The organism is Lacticaseibacillus paracasei subsp. paracasei, from assembly GCF_000829035.1.
Lineage (GTDB): Bacteria > Bacillota > Bacilli > Lactobacillales > Lactobacillaceae > Lacticaseibacillus > Lacticaseibacillus paracasei.
Window position 1 is genome coordinate 245,768 of record NZ_AP012541.1, and the last position, 17,565, is coordinate 263,332.

12 protein-coding genes and 3 rRNA genes are annotated in these 17,565 nt (G+C 47.8%); 10 read left to right on the plus strand and 5 right to left on the minus strand.

Going from position 1 to position 17,565, the window contains the following annotated elements; all coding sequences use genetic code 11:
- Positions 1–116: 116 nt before the first annotated feature.
- The gene (brnQ, locus tag LBPC_RS01235; RefSeq protein WP_003573173.1) at positions 117–1,496 is read right to left on the minus strand and encodes a branched-chain amino acid transport system II carrier protein; all 1,380 of its coding nucleotides are present in this window, start codon (positions 1,494–1,496) and stop codon (positions 117–119) included.
- Between the two features lie 839 nt (positions 1,497–2,335).
- Positions 2,336–3,022, minus strand: coding sequence for a hypothetical protein (locus LBPC_RS01240; protein WP_004562168.1), 687 nt, complete (start codon positions 3,020–3,022; stop codon positions 2,336–2,338).
- A 444-nt stretch (positions 3,023–3,466) separates the two neighbouring features.
- Here LBPC_RS01240 and LBPC_RS01245 point away from each other — a divergent pair, with 444 nt between their 5' ends.
- The 4 genes from LBPC_RS01245 (at position 3,467) to LBPC_RS01260 (ending at position 6,295) form a co-directional block, all read left to right on the plus strand.
- The gene (locus tag LBPC_RS01245; protein ID WP_003563026.1) at positions 3,467–4,225 is read left to right on the plus strand and encodes a DeoR/GlpR family DNA-binding transcription regulator; all 759 of its coding nucleotides are present in this window, start codon (positions 3,467–3,469) and stop codon (positions 4,223–4,225) included.
- Positions 4,226–4,309: 84 nt separating this feature from the next.
- Entirely contained in the window at positions 4,310–5,092 is a 783-nt protein-coding gene (locus tag LBPC_RS01250; RefSeq protein WP_003563028.1) for a glycosyltransferase family 2 protein, read from the plus strand.
- Positions 5,093–5,110: 18 nt separating this feature from the next.
- A complete protein-coding gene (locus tag LBPC_RS01255) occupies positions 5,111–5,854 on the plus strand; it encodes a DUF975 family protein (protein WP_003577421.1) in 744 nt (247 codons plus the stop codon).
- Positions 5,855–5,962: 108 nt separating this feature from the next.
- Positions 5,963–6,295: a hypothetical protein gene (locus tag LBPC_RS01260; RefSeq protein ID WP_016365491.1), complete on the plus strand. Its 333-nt coding sequence runs from the start codon at positions 5,963–5,965 to the stop codon at positions 6,293–6,295.
- Between the two features lie 290 nt (positions 6,296–6,585).
- On the opposite strand, the gene lepB is transcribed toward LBPC_RS01260, so the two are convergent.
- Together lepB and LBPC_RS01270 are read right to left on the minus strand one after the other, a co-directional pair.
- Positions 6,586–7,185 carry a signal peptidase I gene (lepB, locus tag LBPC_RS01265; protein WP_003563036.1) on the minus strand — a complete coding sequence of 200 codons (600 nt, stop codon included), beginning with the start codon at positions 7,183–7,185 and terminating at the stop codon, positions 6,586–6,588.
- 77 nt (positions 7,186–7,262) lie between these two features.
- The gene (locus tag LBPC_RS01270) at positions 7,263–8,201 is read right to left on the minus strand and encodes an ADP-ribosylglycohydrolase family protein (protein WP_004562172.1); all 939 of its coding nucleotides are present in this window, start codon (positions 8,199–8,201) and stop codon (positions 7,263–7,265) included.
- A gap of 378 nt (positions 8,202–8,579) precedes the next feature.
- On the opposite strand from LBPC_RS01270, the gene LBPC_RS01275 reads away from it, so the two are divergent.
- Positions 8,580–10,127 (plus strand): ABC-F family ATP-binding cassette domain-containing protein, encoded by a 1,548-nt coding sequence (locus LBPC_RS01275; protein WP_003573180.1) that lies wholly within the window; start codon positions 8,580–8,582, stop codon positions 10,125–10,127.
- A gap of 159 nt (positions 10,128–10,286) precedes the next feature.
- On the opposite strand, the gene LBPC_RS01280 is transcribed toward LBPC_RS01275, so the two are convergent.
- Positions 10,287–11,027 carry a class I SAM-dependent methyltransferase gene (locus LBPC_RS01280; protein WP_004562173.1) on the minus strand — a complete coding sequence of 247 codons (741 nt, stop codon included), beginning with the start codon at positions 11,025–11,027 and terminating at the stop codon, positions 10,287–10,289.
- A gap of 319 nt (positions 11,028–11,346) precedes the next feature.
- Here LBPC_RS01280 and LBPC_RS01285 point away from each other — a divergent pair.
- The 5 genes from LBPC_RS01285 (at position 11,347) to LBPC_RS01305 (ending at position 17,563) form a co-directional block, all read left to right on the plus strand.
- Positions 11,347–12,916 (plus strand): 16S ribosomal RNA (locus tag LBPC_RS01285).
- A 219-nt stretch (positions 12,917–13,135) separates the two neighbouring features.
- Positions 13,136–16,053: ribosomal RNA gene (locus LBPC_RS01290) — 23S ribosomal RNA — on the plus strand.
- Between the two features lie 198 nt (positions 16,054–16,251).
- Positions 16,252–16,368: ribosomal RNA gene (gene rrf, locus LBPC_RS01295) — 5S ribosomal RNA — on the plus strand.
- The 16S, 23S and 5S rRNA genes sit together here, the layout of an rRNA operon.
- A 101-nt stretch (positions 16,369–16,469) precedes the next feature.
- Entirely contained in the window at positions 16,470–16,784 is a 315-nt protein-coding gene (locus LBPC_RS01300) for a thioredoxin family protein (RefSeq protein ID WP_003568841.1), read from the plus strand.
- A 2-nt stretch (positions 16,785–16,786) separates the two neighbouring features.
- A complete protein-coding gene (locus LBPC_RS01305) occupies positions 16,787–17,563 on the plus strand; it encodes a threonine/serine exporter family protein (RefSeq protein ID WP_003563076.1) in 777 nt (258 codons plus the stop codon).
- Positions 17,564–17,565: the final 2 nt, after the last annotated feature.

Consider the following 17,565-nt stretch of genomic DNA (forward strand, 5'->3'; position numbering starts at 1 on the left):
AGGCTGCTGTTTTTTTGTGAGCGCGAGTAGGAGCGCTCAGGCTTCTGCGACTGGGAGCGCGTCATGGTGAAGCACTATACTGAATATTTTTTACCTGATGAGAAATCAAGACGTTTTTAATCTGGATCAGGCAGATCCGGGGCCAACTTGTGACCGCTAAGTTTAGCAGCGATGAACCCGGTAAGAAAGCCGATGAGCAGAAATGGCACAAAATCCATCCCGATGCCGAACCAAGGAATATAGGTTGTAGCGAATTGTTGAATGCTACTGAAAATCGGTAGCTGTGCTAGCCCAGCAGGTAAGGCATGGATGGCATCTAAAAGCGCAGGGATCATCGTGAAGGCAACCGTAGTTTTATAGATTCGGGTATTTTTTCCAATCCAAGGATGCATGAGGCCGAGCATGATTAAGGCAATTGCCAGCGGATAGAGCAGCATTAAAATTGGCGTTGAATAGGCAATGATCTGATCCAACCCGAAATTGGCAATCAGGAAAGCACCAATTGTCGTCATTGGCAGGAAAAAGTGATAACCAAGTTTTGGAAAACGATGACCGAGATCTTGCGAGAAGGATGTCACAAGACCGATTGCGGTGGTTAAGCAGGCAAGCAGCGTCATCGCGCCTAACAAGGCCGTGCCAATCAAACCGGTATAATGTGTCATGATCTGGTTAAACGCCGTCCCACCGTTTGCTGTGAGCTTAGAGAAGCCAAGACTGATTGCTCCTAGCAAGATCAGGAGCATGTAGATCAAAGCTTCCAAGCCCATTGCCAAGGAGCCTACTTTCGCAACAGCCTTGGCGCGAGTGGATGCCTGGTGCAAGCCCATGAGTTTCAAGGCTGTGATGATCGTCACACCAAAGCCTAACCCGGCCAGTGCGTCCATTGTGTTGTACCCTTGCAAAAAGCCGTTAATCAAGTTGCTGCTCATGAGCTTAGGGCTGCTGGTAAAACTTATCGCACGAATATCACCTTTGATGACCAGTGCCCAAAAGAAGATCACTGCTAGCAAAATCAACAACAGCGGATTCAGCAGCTTGCCAATATAAGTCGTAATTTTACTTTCGTTGCGAGCAAGCAAGAAGGTTGTTAAAAAGAAAATAAACGAGAAAATCAAAAGGCCGATTTGTTGTTGACCTTTTCCTAAGAACGGCGCAATGCCAATTGAGTATGTGACAGTAGCGGTACGCGGGGACGCGATCAGCAGACCTAGACTCGCATGAGTGGCCAGCAGAAAGAACAATGCGAAGCTATGTCCCGCCGGCCGAGCAAGATCGTACATACTACTCGCACGGGTTAGACTGATCGCCATGATTGACAGCAGCGGCAACAACACAGCAGACAGCAAAAAGCCAATTGCCGCTGGTAGCCAAGCTGAACCGGCCAGTTGACCCATGTGGATCGGAAAAATCAGATTGCCAGCGCCAAAAAACATACCGAACAAAAGTGACCCTAGTGTCAAATACTGGCGCTTTGTGAGTGTGGGTTGTGGTGACATTGATATCCCTCCATTTAATCAAAACGATTGCCGACAGCGTCTTGACTGTAAGAAGGTTTTCAAAGGAGTTGGCTAATTAACCAAAAGAAAAGCCCTTAACAGTCGAGACTGTTAAGGGCGCGAATCACGCTGTACCACCTTAATTTACCGCTACGTCACCGTAAGCGGCCTTACCGTGTACGGCCAGTTGCCTGGCGATACACGATTGCTATAATGGGCGCAATCCCAACCGAAGCTTCCAAAGTCACCTCGGCAACTCGTAGACTACTTTCCCAAAGCTACCAGAGGTCTCTTCCCACCAACCGAGACTCGCTGACACCGACAACTCAGGTACTCTTCTACTCATCGTTTTTAGTCGTTTGTTGAATTGTTGTTTATTTTACGAAAAAAACGACAGATGTCAACTAAAAAGTTCAGAGCGCAAACAGGCGCGTTTAGAAACCGGAGCATAAGCTGCCCCAAGCCTAAATGGCCGGGCCTTGGCCATTTAGGCTTGGGGTCCTTATGAGCAGGTTTCTGCGCCTGTTTGCGCGTTTCGAAAGTAGAGCATAAGCTGCCTCAAGCCTAAATGGCCGGGCTTTGGCATTTAGGCTTGGGGTCCTTATGAGCAGGTTTCTGCGCCTGTTTGCGCGTTTCGAAAGTAGAGCATAAGCTGCCTCAAGCCTAAATGGCCGGGCTTTGGCATTTAGGCTTGGGGTCCTTATGAGCAGGTTTCTGCGCCTGTTTGCGCGTTTTGAAATCTCCGAGATCAAGTAGTCCCTTAGTAATCAACACGGTTCTAAGCAAAATTTGCGCAAACAAAAACCCTCCGCACTGATGCGAAGGGTTAAAGCAATCTATTAACCTACGACTTCAACCGTCGCAGTCAAAACTCCGGCTGAAGGAATCTGTGAATTCGGCATTGCAACATCCAATTGATTAGGGTTGCCAGCTGCAAAACTACCAGTATCATTAACAGTCCGATACCAAACAGTGCCATCAGATAATGTAATCTTCAGACGGGTACCTTTCGGGAATACGGAGAGGTTAGCAGCAACGCCGCCGTAACCCAAACCAGACCCAAGCACGGACGGATCATAGAAACTTAACTTGAAAGTACCTTTGTTGGTGGTTGTTTCTGTCGAAACTGTTGTAGCAGCGCTTGATGAAGCAGAAGCGGCTGAAGCAGCAGATGCTGCCGCAGCATTTTGAGCTGCTTGTTGTGCTTCCTGTTGTGCTTTTTCAGCAGCCGCCTGTTCAGCAGCCGCTTGTTCTGCTGCAGCCTGTTCAGCAGCTGCTTGTTCTTCGGCAGCTTTAGCAGCGGCAGCTTTTTGATCAGCAATCTGATGTGCTGCTTCGGCAATATCATTCGTGCCGACTGTGAAGGTGATTTCTTTTTTAGGATTGATCAGTGAATGTGCATTCGCCTGTTCAACTTTAGCCTCATTGCTTAACACAATTGACTTTGCGTTTACGTGACTACTATCGTTATCTGCATCGGTGTGATCGGCAATCGCTTCGACCTTTTGTGAATGGTTACTTGCCATCCCTAATAATGGTGCGACACTGAGTAACGCGATGATAGATAATTTAATTTGCTTAGTAAAGATAAATATTCACTCCTAATATTTTGAATAGTCGTCGTTTTGTTCCCCCGAGAACACAAGACGAAGTATATAGGGGTGGTATGTCAGTAAAATACCAACATCATTACAAATATACTCAATTCAGTAATATTGTTACGTTCGTGTAACAAACGGAATGTTAAAATTTTTCGTAACAATCAGTGAACTTTTCTCGAAAAAGTGGGTTGAGACCTTGAAGTTACTGTGATATTGGCCAATTTTCTACCACAATTTGTGAATTTTTTGGAAATTTATGGGAGCCTAAACTTTAACTCTGATCGTTCATGATACAATTCAATGACTGGCCTAAACGGTGCTTTTGAGAATCAGGTATAATGAAGCTGAACTGTCAAGGAGGCCGAATTCGTGGCAATGTATCGGGAAAAACGTTTTGAAGAGATAAAAAAACTGTTGGCAGCACGCAGCGAGTTGAGTATCGAGGATATTATGAAGGCGGTTGGTGTTTCACGAGATACCGCACGCCGAGATATTGTTGCGCTTGATGCGCAAGGCGTTGCGAGACGAACTCGTGGCGGGTTGGTGTCTCTTAGCTTTGGTCACACGATTCCCAGCTACTCCGCGCGGCTGAAACGATTTTCAACTCAGAAAACAAAGATGGCTAAGTCAGCATTGACGTTAATCAAACCTGGCGGCGTTTATTTCATTGATGATTCGACAACCTTATTAAAATTGTCGCAGTCCATTCGACAACCGGTGACAGTTTACACGCACAGTTTAGACAATGCGATCGCACTTTCAGTTGAAGAACGTGTTAATTTACATCTTTTTGGTGGCAAACTGGATCATCACGCCCGTTTCTTCTTTGAACCAACGATGCTTGAAACACTTCGCCGAATCGCCTTTGATGCGGCATTTATCGGTGCAACGGCTATTGCCGAAGATGGGGTTTACTTTTCCTATATGGAAGATGCTCAGGTGAAGCAGGCGGCGGCGTTATCAGCACGCCGGGTGGTCGTGGTTTCTGAAACCGAAAAGTTTCAGATTGAAGCGCCTTATCGCGGGCTGGAACTCGGCCAGATTACCACACTTATTACGGATAAAAAATTATCGCAGACGCACAAGCAATGGTTTGCCCCACAGACCCAGTTTCTGCTCGGCGACTAACAACTGCTTGACTAAAAAGGGATTGATACCTATTCAACAGCTAATAAATGATCCGGGGATTCGCACGAGTGAGGAGGTGCGTTCATGGTAAAGCCACTCGTCACCATCATTGTGCCGGTTTATAATCTTGAAGCCTATGTGGCTCACGGCTTGAAAAGCTTAATTGAACAAACTTATTCTCATTTGCAAATCATTGTGATCGATGATGCCTCAAAAGATCATTCTCCGCAGATCATTGCGCATTTCGCAGAACTGGATTCGCGTATTCAACCGATTCTGAAGCAGGTGAATCATGGGGTTTCGGCTGCACGCAACAGCGGCTTGGCCCTAGCCAAAGGCGATTTAGTTGCTTTCATGGATGGCGATGACTGGTACGAGCCGGACTTTATTGCTCACGCCGTTGACATGATGGCGCGTGGTTGGGATCTCATTGCGATGCCGTTTTATCGGGATGATCCTGACCCGCGACCGGTGCATGAGGCTTTACGCAAGCCTAAGCAACTCACGCGGGAAGGCCTAATTCGGCAAATGCTTCATCCAATTGGTTATATTCGCGGTTATTTATGGAATAAAGTTTTTCGACGTGATGTCATCGAGCAAGTAAGGCTACGTTTTGATGAAAGCATGACAATTATGGAAGATGAACTGTTCACGGCGACTTACGTGATGGCCACTCACCGGTTTCTTTACACCGGGCATCCAGCTTATCATCATGTTGTTCGTCGAGACTCAGCGACCCAATCGTTGGGGATCATCGGTGCGGTTCCGCAGCAGCTATATGCGCTTTGGCGGATTCATCAAGTTTTACGAGTCGCACGACGAACAGAAAAGGTCACTAAGAAAGAGGCAATTAAGATTGAACATTGATCATTGGAGGCGCGGGCGTTGACAGAACATTTAATGACTTATCGCCAGCTTAAGCAAAAAGCAAAAGGGCAATTAAAAGAAGGCACGAATCGGCGCGATTTGATGCTGGCTTATTTGTTACCGAGTTTAATTCAGGCAGCTGTCGCTATCATCACGTACTTGATGGTCTTCGCCTTAATTCAAAAATTCGGCATTGACAAAGCTTTGACTGATCCAGATGGATTCCAGAATTATCTGCAAAGTGGCAATCGTACCGGAAGTATGAATACGATTCAAAGCTTGGTCAATACGATGCTGATTCAAGGGGTCAATTTTGGCGTGCTAGATCTTGTACGCCGTAAAGAGCGAGTTCAACCACTGCATGCGCTGCTAGGCCTATTTAACGGTCAGTGGTTCTGGGGTGCCATCTCATTATGGATCTTTATGTATTTCTTGACGTTGATGGGGCTGTCATTTTTCTTGATTCCTGGAATACTACTTGCATTGGGCTGGCGTCAGGCCTTTTGGGTCTTTAAAGATGGTCATGAAACCAATCAGCGCTTTTCCTCGATATCGGCGTTGATCGGTTCTTGGCGACTGATGCGCGGCTTCAAAGGCGATTTGCTCGGCCTGTATGTTTCCATGATCGGTTGGTATCTTCTGGAAAACATCACGTTCCATTTATTTGACTGGGCGATCAATCCATACTTGCAATTGGTTCACGCTAACTATTATGAAAATCGGCGCGCTTACAAGATCGCGGCTCAAGCGGCTCAATCATGACTAAAGCTGAATCGTTGTCGCCAGCTGCGAGACGGGGTATACTGACCGCGATCTCAACAAAATGAATTGTATATCGGTATTAGCATTTTGAAGGTGAGGCAAAAGACGATGGAAACTGAAGCCTATATGACACTTGCCGAAGTGAAAGCTCGGCAAGCCGCCTTAAAAGATAAAGTACCGCTAGATCAGGCTATTGCTGAAAATATTCAAAACTGGGCTCAGTGGTTGCTTGATGAAGGTTTCGAGGGCAGTTACTTCACGGCTAAGATTGACGGTGATACTATCAACATTACCGATTTAGATGGCCACCCAGCCGCCAGCATCAGCACCGATCCGCCAAGTTACGTCGAAGCATTTAAAGACAGTGATCGCATGACGATGATGGCCATTCAAACCAAACTACGCAGGTTGATCGATCGGCAGGTTTTAAAGTCGCAGTGAGCGCGAGCCAGCGCGTTTAGAAACCGGAGCATAGGTGGCCTCGAACCTAAATGGCCATTTAGGTTCGAGGTTCTTATGTGTAGGTTTCTGCGATGGCGAGCGCGTTATAGACAGCAAGCCAAGCATCAAAAAGCGAAAACGACCGCAGATCAATCAAGCTCGTTTAGGCTCGAGTCACTTATGTATGAGCTCCGGTAGTGACAACCAAACAACGTTTCACCCAAAAGCACCGCCAGTCGCTAACCATTAAAAGGTTAACGACTGGCGGTGCTTTTGAGTGCTTTGTCAGACTAGTAAAGTTTCATCTGATTCAATGGCCAATAGCGCCAAACAACAACTGATTGAATTTTTGACTTATCAACAAATCCAAAATCGCGGCTGTCATGGGATACTAGCCGATTATCACCCATCACGAAGTATTTGCCGGCTGGTACCTTAGCGGATTTCGTTGAGGAAAGGGTTTTGATGTTGAAGTCATTGGTGAATTTAATCGTTGAAGCATCAAGTCCCTGCTGACTGGCCCATTTATTAATCTCGTCGGTGGCAAACTTTTTGTTCAAGTATGGTTCGGCAATCTTCTTGCCGTTCACTGACAATTGATTATCTTTTGAACTAACGGTGTCACCTGGCATGCCAATGACACGTTTAATATAGAGAGAACCAGGCCGATCAGGGGCATTAATAACCACGATATCGTTTCGCTTAGGCTTTTTGACGCGGATAGAATACAAACGATCGCCGTTTTCCAAAGTCGGTTGCATCGAAGTTCCTTGCACCACATCTTTGCTCAACACATAGCGCATCAGTAGTTGACTGGCAAAGAAGATAACGGCAAAAAGGACAAGGAATTCGAGCACCGTTTTTAAGGTGGAATGACTGTTATTTTTCACAATGACACCTTCCGGAACAGAATAACTTCAGTCTACCACAAGCCGAACGCTCGCGACTAGGAAGATCACCGGTCAATTTAATCGTATTTTGGGAAAAAGCCGCTATTTTCGGCTTGCCGGCATAAGTCGACAATTTGCGCATATTCGGCTAACATCAGGCACCAACGATGCGGCAAACTTGTATACCCGTAGGCAAGTCCAGCTAAACCGCCAACAAGCGCGCCAGTTGTATCGGTAGCGCCACCTTGGTTCACGGTTTGTAAGACGGCATCGTGATAGTCCGGTTTACTTTGCAGTGCCTTAAGTGTACGTGCTAATAAACTGATCGGATCGGTAGCACTCCCATCAGGCCACTTATCATCTGCCAAAGCTGCTTGAAAAGCTTCAAAAACTGGCTGGTAAGGCTGCGTGGTTCCAAAATAACTACCTGCTTTGTCGATACCAGTGGCAATGGCACTCGGTAAATCTGGCGTCGCGCCAAGTAATTCAACGGCAATTTGCATGTAAATGCCAGCAGCAACCAAGTTTTCAGCGTCTTGGTTAGTAATATGAACAAAAGTTTCAAGCACCTTAACACCTTCAGCTTTTTGAAAAAGACTCGTGTCAAACGTTTGATAGGCGAAAAAGGCGAATGGCAAGATTCGAATGAGTGCCCCGGGTTCTTTGGCGGCGGCAACTGATTGGCCAGTTTTAAGTGCTGTTTCAATGCTTGGCCAGATATCCGGACTGCGTTTGCCATAAGGAGCATACTTACCCGCGGTGAACCAAGCCTGGTAAGCCTTGATTAAGGCTTGTTCATCAAAACCGTGCTGCAAGGCATCTAATCCGGCTAACGCGAGTCCAGTTTCGTCAGAGTAGGTGCCAGCAGGTTGGCTAAAGGTGCCATAACCCTTCATGGTGGTCACCGGTGCTGCGGTTAATTCAGCCGCATTTTGTCCCTTAACTGGCAATCCCAACGCATCACCGATCGCAAAACCAACGGTGCCGTGAATCAAGCGTGATTCCATGATACCCATTTAGGTTCCCCCTCTATATATATGTCGTGTCGTGATTTTGACATTTTCTCAGGTCATCCGAGGCACACTTAACCTTGTCAAAGGGCAGACCACATATAAATTCTTTGATATTACTATGGAGCTATTATTTCGCTAGAACGCATAAAATTGCAAAAAATTTGCTCCGTTGTAAAAATAACCATGCTGTGATAGCCTAGCAAGCAGTGACTATTTTCAGAAAGAGCGTGAATAAGGGAGCTAGAGCCAGTGTCATCATTGTGTCAATTGGCATTGAGGCCACCCGCATGCAAACTGTCACAGCTTGCGAAGTGGTTTCAGCAAACGCTCTAAGCAACCAATCAGCTGTCGTTTTTTATACGTTTTAGTATAGGAGGAATCATGAGTGTTCTTACCGTAACCGGCCTGTCACAGCGCTTTTTAGACAAAGTGTTGTACCAAGATGCCAGTTTTCAAGTAAATATCGAAGACCACCTTGGCGTGATCGGGCAAAATGGGGTCGGCAAGAGTACCCTCATTAAGATTCTGACAGGGGCACTGACGCCTGATGCAGGTAAAATCGTCTGGCAGAAGCACTTACATGTTGGCTATTTGGATCAGTATGCGAATCTTGTACCCGGCCAAACAGTTATTGAATTTTTGCGGACCGCGTTTAGTGATCTCTACCGTAAAGAAGCAAAAATGAATCAGATTTATGCCGATTATGCTAATCATCCCGATGACGATTTACTGGCCAAAGCAGGCGAGCTGCAACAAGAGCTTGAAGCGGGCGATTTTTATGATCTGGAAACAACGATTCAAACTGTTGCTGAAGGCCTTGGGATTACAGCAATGGGGATGGATCATCCTGTTGAAGCATTGTCTGGCGGCCAGCGATCGAAGTTAATCTTGGCAAAATTGTTACTTGAAAAGCCGGATATGTTGCTCCTGGACGAACCGACAAACTATCTTGATGTGTCGCATATTGCCTGGCTAACGGACTGGCTCCAAAATTTTGAGGGCGCGTTTATCGTGATCTCACATGATTTTGATTTTCTAGAAAATGTAACCAATGCTGTCTTAGATATTGAGTTCGGGCAAATCACAAAATACACCGGAACGTTAAAACAAGCCATGCGCCAAAAAGAGGCCGATCATGAGACTTATTTGAAGGCTTTTGCCAAGCAGCAAGAGACGATTAAGAAAACTGAGGCGTTTATTCGGAAGTTTAAGGCAGGCACGCGCGCCACGATGGCTAAAAGCCGTGAAAAGCAGCTGGCGCGAATGGACAAATTGACGCCTCCTGGGACGCGATCCAAGGCGCATTTGGCGTTTCCGTATGCGCCTGTTAATCGACAAATCTTGGTGGATGTTAACGATTTGGTTGTTGGCTATGACAAGCCATTATTACAACCAATGAACTTTTCGGTTGCAAAAGATCAGATCATTGCTTTCGAAGGCTTCAATGGTGTCGGAAAATCGACGTTGTTAAAAACATTGCTCGGTCTTTTACCGGCGATCAGTGGCAACGTTGAAATAGCTGACAATGTTGTTTTTGGCTACTATGAACAAGAGTTGCACTGGGATCAACCTAAACAAAGCCCAGTGCAGTATTTGGAGCAACGGTTCCCAGCGCTCACGCAGAAAACCGTTCGACAGGTCTTATCACGCACTGCACTGACCAGTGAAGAGGCGAACAATCCTCTGACGATGTTGTCAGGGGGCGAACAGGCTAAGGTCAAGTTGGCTGACCTAATGCTCCAAACGACTAATATTCTAGTGATGGACGAGCCGACGAATCATTTGGACGACGACACCAAAAACGCTTTGCGTGAAGGCTTGCAACAATATCCTGGCGCAGTTTTACTAGTTTCCCATGAAGCTGGCTTCTATGATAGTTCCTGGGTTGACACAGTTGTGAACGTTGAACAGTTGCAAGTTAAAGCCTAACGTTTCGAAAAAATCGACGGGCATGACCATCAATGATGTTTATGCTGTTATCTATAAAAAGACTTGCTGCTGTATGAACGTTCATACTGGCAGCAAGTCTTTTTTAGTCGAAATTTGGATAATTCGGTTTGTGTTTCGAGCATACTGAATGGGTGGTGATTAAACATGCCAGACCAGTTGGGTATAAGTATAAGTCAACCGATCAGTCACCTGAACATGCGTATTCTCATGGCCGGTGATGGTCTTGGCAAGGCTGGCAACAGTTTTAAGACCAATTGGTGTCGCCAGATCCGGTAACAAGTCGCTTAAAGTTGTTTGCTCTTCAATTTCGTATGTCAAAGAATGAATTTGAAAAGGTATCCGTTGCGCTGTCAGCCAAACTTTGAATCTTGTCATCCGGGCGGGGTCCGCCTGATAAACTGGTGGTAGCTGCAATCCTAAAAGCGAGGCCGCTTGTTCAAGCAAAGCGTCAGACTGTGCAGTTTGAAAGTTAAGCACCACGGTTTGGTTAGCCCAGTTCATCAGCATTTTTAGGTCTTGAGGTTTAAGTGTCGGCAACTGACTGACAAACAACATATCGGCATTAAGCGGCTTGTGTAATTTGCGCCAGTCAGCCACGATAAATTGAGCTTTAGTATCGACTTGTTGATTCATGCGCTCTTTTGCAAAGGCGAGCATGGCAGACGACCAATCAATGAGCGTCAGTTCCTGAACCCATGGCATCATTTGAACAGCGTAGCGGCCAGTTCCGGCGGCTAAGTCGACTGCCGAATGCGCAGGCAGCAATTGCGTTGAACGCAGCCATGCGATGACATCGTGTGCGATAGGCAAACGCGACGCCTGCTCTGCCGCGGCATAATCAGGCGCAAATGCGTTCCAAAAAGCTTGATCCTCTGTCATAGTGCGTGCTTTTCCTTTCTTGAAAAACTTTTTTAAAAAAGTGGTTGACTTGAGTGAGTAAACTGCGTAGTATAGTACGAGTTGTCAGTCATAAAAACAGTTTAAACCGCACAGCGATTAAAAAAAAGATGTTGACAACGAGTTGCCAATTTGATATTCTTAGTAAGTTGTCGCTTGGCGACAAAGTGGTCCTTTGAAAACTGAACAAAGTTTCGTTTAAATGTGCAGGGTCCTTGGTACTTCGGTACCGAGGCAAAAAGTAACATTTGCGAAGTCAATTCGCTAGAACAACAAATTGAGCTATTCGAACAGCTCATATTTATATGAGAGTTTGATCCTGGCTCAGGATGAACGCTGGCGGCGTGCCTAATACATGCAAGTCGAACGAGTTCTCGTTGATGATCGGTGCTTGCACCGAGATTCAACATGGAACGAGTGGCGGACGGGTGAGTAACACGTGGGTAACCTGCCCTTAAGTGGGGGATAACATTTGGAAACAGATGCTAATACCGCATAGATCCAAGAACCGCATGGTTCTTGGCTGAAAGATGGCGTAAGCTATCGCTTTTGGATGGACCCGCGGCGTATTAGCTAGTTGGTGAGGTAACGGCTCACCAAGGCGATGATACGTAGCCGAACTGAGAGGTTGATCGGCCACATTGGGACTGAGACACGGCCCAAACTCCTACGGGAGGCAGCAGTAGGGAATCTTCCACAATGGACGCAAGTCTGATGGAGCAACGCCGCGTGAGTGAAGAAGGCTTTCGGGTCGTAAAACTCTGTTGTTGGAGAAGAATGGTCGGCAGAGTAACTGTTGTCGGCGTGACGGTATCCAACCAGAAAGCCACGGCTAACTACGTGCCAGCAGCCGCGGTAATACGTAGGTGGCAAGCGTTATCCGGATTTATTGGGCGTAAAGCGAGCGCAGGCGGTTTTTTAAGTCTGATGTGAAAGCCCTCGGCTTAACCGAGGAAGCGCATCGGAAACTGGGAAACTTGAGTGCAGAAGAGGACAGTGGAACTCCATGTGTAGCGGTGAAATGCGTAGATATATGGAAGAACACCAGTGGCGAAGGCGGCTGTCTGGTCTGTAACTGACGCTGAGGCTCGAAAGCATGGGTAGCGAACAGGATTAGATACCCTGGTAGTCCATGCCGTAAACGATGAATGCTAGGTGTTGGAGGGTTTCCGCCCTTCAGTGCCGCAGCTAACGCATTAAGCATTCCGCCTGGGGAGTACGACCGCAAGGTTGAAACTCAAAGGAATTGACGGGGGCCCGCACAAGCGGTGGAGCATGTGGTTTAATTCGAAGCAACGCGAAGAACCTTACCAGGTCTTGACATCTTTTGATCACCTGAGAGATCAGGTTTCCCCTTCGGGGGCAAAATGACAGGTGGTGCATGGTTGTCGTCAGCTCGTGTCGTGAGATGTTGGGTTAAGTCCCGCAACGAGCGCAACCCTTATGACTAGTTGCCAGCATTTAGTTGGGCACTCTAGTAAGACTGCCGGTGACAAACCGGAGGAAGGTGGGGATGACGTCAAATCATCATGCCCCTTATGACCTGGGCTACACACGTGCTACAATGGATGGTACAACGAGTTGCGAGACCGCGAGGTCAAGCTAATCTCTTAAAGCCATTCTCAGTTCGGACTGTAGGCTGCAACTCGCCTACACGAAGTCGGAATCGCTAGTAATCGCGGATCAGCACGCCGCGGTGAATACGTTCCCGGGCCTTGTACACACCGCCCGTCACACCATGAGAGTTTGTAACACCCGAAGCCGGTGGCGTAACCCTTTTAGGGAGCGAGCCGTCTAAGGTGGGACAAATGATTAGGGTGAAGTCGTAACAAGGTAGCCGTAGGAGAACCTGCGGCTGGATCACCTCCTTTCTAAGGAAACAGACTGAAAGTCTGACGGAAACCTGCACACACGAAACTTTGTTTAGTTTTGAGGGGATCACCCTCAAGCACCCTAACGGGTGCGACTTTGTTCTTTGAAAACTGGATATCATTGTATTAATTGTTTTAAATTGCCGAGAACACAGCGTATTTGTATGAGTTTCTGAAAAAGAAATTCGCATCGCATAACCGCTGACGCAAGTCAGTACAGGTTAAGTTACAAAGGGCGCACGGTGGATGCCTTGGCACTAGGAGCCGATGAAGGACGGAACTAATACCGATATGCTTCGGGGAGCTATAAGTAAGCTTTGATCCGGAGATTTCCGAATGGGGGAACCCAGTACACATCAGTGTATTGCTTGTCAGTGAATACATAGCTGGCCGGCGGCAGACGCGGGGAACTGAAACATCTCAGTACCCGCAGGAAGAGAAAGAAAACTCGATTCCCATAGTAGCGGCGAGCGAAGTGGGAAGAGCCCAAACCGAGAAGCTTGCTTCTCGGGGTTGTAGGACTGGACATTGGAGTTACCAAAGTCCGACGTAGTCGAAGTCAGCTGGAAAGCTGCGCCACAGAAGGTGAAAGCCCTGTAAGCGAAACGTCGAACCCTCCGTCCAGGATCCTGAGTACGGCGGAACACGTGAAATTCCGTCGGAATCCGGGAGGACCATCTCCCAAGGCTAAATACTCCCTAGTGACCGATAGTGAACCAGTACCGTGAGGGAAAGGTGAAAAGCACCCCGGAAGGGGAGTGAAACAGTTCCTGAAACCGTGTGCCTACAATTAGTCAAAGCCCGTTAATGGGTAATGGCGTGCCTTTTGTAGAATGAACCGGCGAGTTACGTTTGCTTGCGAGGTTAAGATGAAAAGTCGGAGCCGTAGCGAAAGCGAGTCTGAACAGGGCGAATGAGTAAGCAGATGTAGACCCGAAACCAAGTGACCTACCCATGACCAGGTTGAAGGTGTGGTGAAACACACTGGAGGACCGAACCCATGTATGTTGAAAAATGCTGGGATGAGTTGTGGGTAGCGGTGAAATTCCAAACGAACTTGGAGATAGCTGGTTCTCTCCGAAATAGCTTTAGGGTTAGCCTCGGAGGATGGATCATGGAGGTAGAGCACTGTTTGAACTAGGGGCCCATCAAGGGTTACTGAATTCAGATAAACTCCGAATACCATCGATCTTACTCCGGGAGTCAGACAGTGAGCGATAAGGTCCATTGTCGAAAGGGGAACAGCCCAGATCACCAGTTAAGGTCCCTAAATTTATGCTAAGTGGAAAAGGATGTGGCGTTGCACAGACAACTAGGATGTTGGCTCAGAAGCAGCCACCATTTAAAGAGTGCGTAATAGCTCACTAGTCGAGTGGCACTGCGCCGAAAATATACCGGGGCTAAGCATAATACCGAAACTGTGGGTGCACCCGTAAGGGTGCGCGGTAGGAGAGCGTTCTAAGGGCGTTGAAGGTCGATCGTGAGGACGGCTGGAGCGCTTAGAAGTGAGAATGCCGGCATGAGTAGCGAAAGATCAGTGAGAATCTGATCCACCGTATGACTAAGGTTTCCTGGGGAAGGCTCGTCCTCCCAGGGTTAGTCGGGATCTAAGGCGAGGCCGAGAGGCGTAGTCGATGACAAGCAGGTTGAGATTCCTGCACTAGTTTATTTTGTTTAAGCGATGGAGGGACGCAGGAGGCTAAGGAAAGCGCACGGCTGGAAATGTGCGCCCAAGCAGCAAGTCTGACAGCGAGTGAAATGCTTGCAGTCTTAAGGACAAGCTGTGATGGGGAGCGAAATTATAGTAGCGAAGTTCCTGATGTCACACTGCCAAGAAAAGCTTCTAGTGAGAAATAAACTACCCGTACCGCAAACCGACACAGGTAGTCGAGGAGAGTATCCTCAGGTGAGCGAGCGAACTCTCGTTAAGGAACTCGGCAAAATGACCCCGTAACTTCGGAAGAAGGGGTGCTGACCGCAAGGTCAGCCGCAGTGAATAGGCCCAAACAACTGTTTATCAAAAACACAGGTCTCTGCTAAATCGTAAGATGATGTATAGGGGCTGACGCCTGCCCGGTGCTGGAAGGTTAAGAGGATGAGTTAGCGCAAGCGAAGCCCAGAATTGAAGCCCCAGTAAACGGCGGCCGTAACTATAACGGTCCTAAGGTAGCGAAATTCCTTGTCGGGTAAGTTCCGACCCGCACGAAAGGCGTAATGATTTGGGCACTGTCTCAACGAGAGACTCGGTGAAATTATAGTACCCGTGAAGATGCGGGTTACCCGCGACAGGACGGAAAGACCCCATGGAGCTTTACTGTAGCTTGATATTGAGTGTTTGTACCGCTTGTACAGGATAGGTAGGAGCCGTAGAGATCGGAACGCTAGTTTCGATGGAGGCGTTGGTGGGATACTACCCTAGCTGTATGAACACTCTAACCCGCGCCACTAATCGTGGCGGGAGACAGTGTCAGGTAGGCAGTTTGACTGGGGCGGTCGCCTCCTAAAATGTAACGGAGGCGCCCAAAGGTTCCCTCAGAATGGTTGGAAATCATTCGCAGAGTGTAAAGGTATAAGGGAGCTTGACTGCGAGACTGACAAGTCGAGCAGGGACGAAAGTCGGGCTTAGTGATCCGGTGGTTCCGTATGGAAGGGCCATCGCTCAACGGATAAAAGCTACCCTGGGGATAACAGGCTTATCTCCCCCAAGAGTCCACATCGACGGGGAGGTTTGGCACCTCGATGTCGGCTCATCGCATCCTGGGGCTGTAGTCGGTCCCAAGGGTTGGGCTGTTCGCCCATTAAAGCGGTACGCGAGCTGGGTTCAGAACGTCGTGAGACAGTTCGGTCCCTATCCGTCGCGGGCGCAGGAAATTTGAGAGGAGCTGTCCTTAGTACGAGAGGACCGGGATGGACGTTCCGCTGGTGTACCAGTTGTGCCGCCAGGCGCATCGCTGGGTAGCTATGAACGGCAGGGATAAACGCTGAAAGCATCTAAGTGTGAAGCCCCCCTCGAGATGAGATTTCCCATTCCTATATGGAAGTAAGACCCCTGAGAGATGATCAGGTAGATAGGCTGGAAGTGGAAGTGCAGCGATGCATGGAGCGGACCAGTACTAATCGGTCGAGGACTTAACCAAGTAAGAGTGTGAGCAGGAGCGGTTAGAAACCGGAGCATAAGCGGGCCTGAGCGTGATGGCCGGGCTTTGGCCATTGCGGTCAGGGTCCTTATGTGCAGGTTTCTGCGACTGCGAACACGTTTCGATGACAAGTACGTTAAGTTCAAGGCAGCAATTAAACAATGATAGCCAGTTTTGAGAGCGCAAAGTTCTCATAAGTGTGGTGGCGATAGCAAGAAGGATACACCTGTTCCCATGCCGAACACAGAAGTTAAGCTTCTTCACGCCGAGAGTAGTTGGTGGGAAACTGCCTGCGAGGGTAGGAAGCTGCCACGCTAAGTTAGGATCTGGTCATTGACCGGATCTTTTTTTATACCTTGATAAGTAAGTGGCAGTCGTGCTAAATTGCAAGAGCAAGCATGGAAGGGGATCACATCATGGCAATTGAGGCAACGAAAGATAACTTGAAGGCATTGACAGCTGAAGGCACGGTTGTCGTTGATTTTTGGGCACCGTGGTGCGGCCCTTGTAAAGTGCTTGATCCGATGTTAACGGCCCTAGAGCAAGAACTGCCAGCGCTTAAAGTGGTTCGTTATAATGTTGAAAAAGATCATACGTTGCCGAGCACTATGGGCATTATGTCAGTACCCACCTTAGTCATTTATCAGCAAGGAGAGGCGCGCGAAAAAGTGACAGGTGTTTACCCTAAAGACAAACTTAAACGGTATTTTGAACAGAAACTTGAGGCGTAGGTATGACACATTCAGTTGAGCGTCAGGATACAGCAATCCAAAATCAAGTATTGGCAACATGCTTGCTTGCTGGACGCATTATGATTGAAGGCGGTTCGGAAATGTATCGTGTTGAAGATACGATGCGACGAATTGCTGTGAATGCCGGTGAGCCACAAACGTTGGTGTTTACGACGCCAACCGGTATATTTGCTAGCATCGAAAATCAGCCGTATATTCAGGAGCGGCCGATTAGCAAACGATCGATTGATATGGAAAAAGTGACGCGCGTGAATCAACTCTCTCGTTCGTTTGCGGCTGATCAGATTGATCTAGATGAATTGCACGCGGCATTGATCAAACTGGATCAGAACACCCCTTTTTTCCCGATTTGGTTGCAGGTGGTGAGCGCGGCAGTTGTCAGCATGACACTCATGGTGTTATTTGCTCAACAGTATGACTGGCTTGATATGCCTTTGGCAGCTGCGGTCGGTGCATTGGGCTTTCTAGTTGATATCAAAGTGAATGCAGTGACCAACATTCGGTTTATTAGTGAATTACTGGGCGCATTGGTCGTTGGCTTAACTGCGTGGCTTGGGGTCCGGTTAGGCCTAGGACACAACCTGGACTTTATTATTATTGGAGCGATTATGCCGCTTGTACCGGGGGTAGCGATTACCAATTCGATTCGCGATATGCTGGCAGGACATTTGCTGTCCGGTATGGCCCGCGGGATGGAAGCCATTTTGAGCGCTTGTGCCATCGGTGTTGGTATTGCTATGATCTTCCGGTTCTTCTAAAA

What these genes read in the sequence shown, in the direction of transcription:
- brnQ (WP_003573173.1), bottom strand. Translation starts at nt 1,496, where the DNA reads ATGTCACCACAACCCACACTCACAAAGCGCCAGTATTTGACACTAGGG.
- LBPC_RS01240 (WP_004562168.1), bottom strand. Translation starts at nt 3,022, where the DNA reads ATGGCAAGTAACCATTCACAAAAGGTCGAAGCGATTGCCGATCACACC.
- LBPC_RS01250 (WP_003563028.1), top strand. Translation starts at nt 4,310, where the DNA reads ATGGTAAAGCCACTCGTCACCATCATTGTGCCGGTTTATAATCTTGAA.
- LBPC_RS01260 (WP_016365491.1), top strand. Translation starts at nt 5,963, where the DNA reads ATGGAAACTGAAGCCTATATGACACTTGCCGAAGTGAAAGCTCGGCAA.
- LBPC_RS01270 (WP_004562172.1), bottom strand. Translation starts at nt 8,201, where the DNA reads ATGGGTATCATGGAATCACGCTTGATTCACGGCACCGTTGGTTTTGCG.
- LBPC_RS01275 (WP_003573180.1), top strand. Translation starts at nt 8,580, where the DNA reads ATGAGTGTTCTTACCGTAACCGGCCTGTCACAGCGCTTTTTAGACAAA.
- LBPC_RS01280 (WP_004562173.1), bottom strand. Translation starts at nt 11,027, where the DNA reads ATGACAGAGGATCAAGCTTTTTGGAACGCATTTGCGCCTGATTATGCC.
- LBPC_RS01300 (WP_003568841.1), top strand. Translation starts at nt 16,470, where the DNA reads ATGGCAATTGAGGCAACGAAAGATAACTTGAAGGCATTGACAGCTGAA.
- LBPC_RS01305 (WP_003563076.1), top strand. Translation starts at nt 16,787, where the DNA reads ATGACACATTCAGTTGAGCGTCAGGATACAGCAATCCAAAATCAAGTA.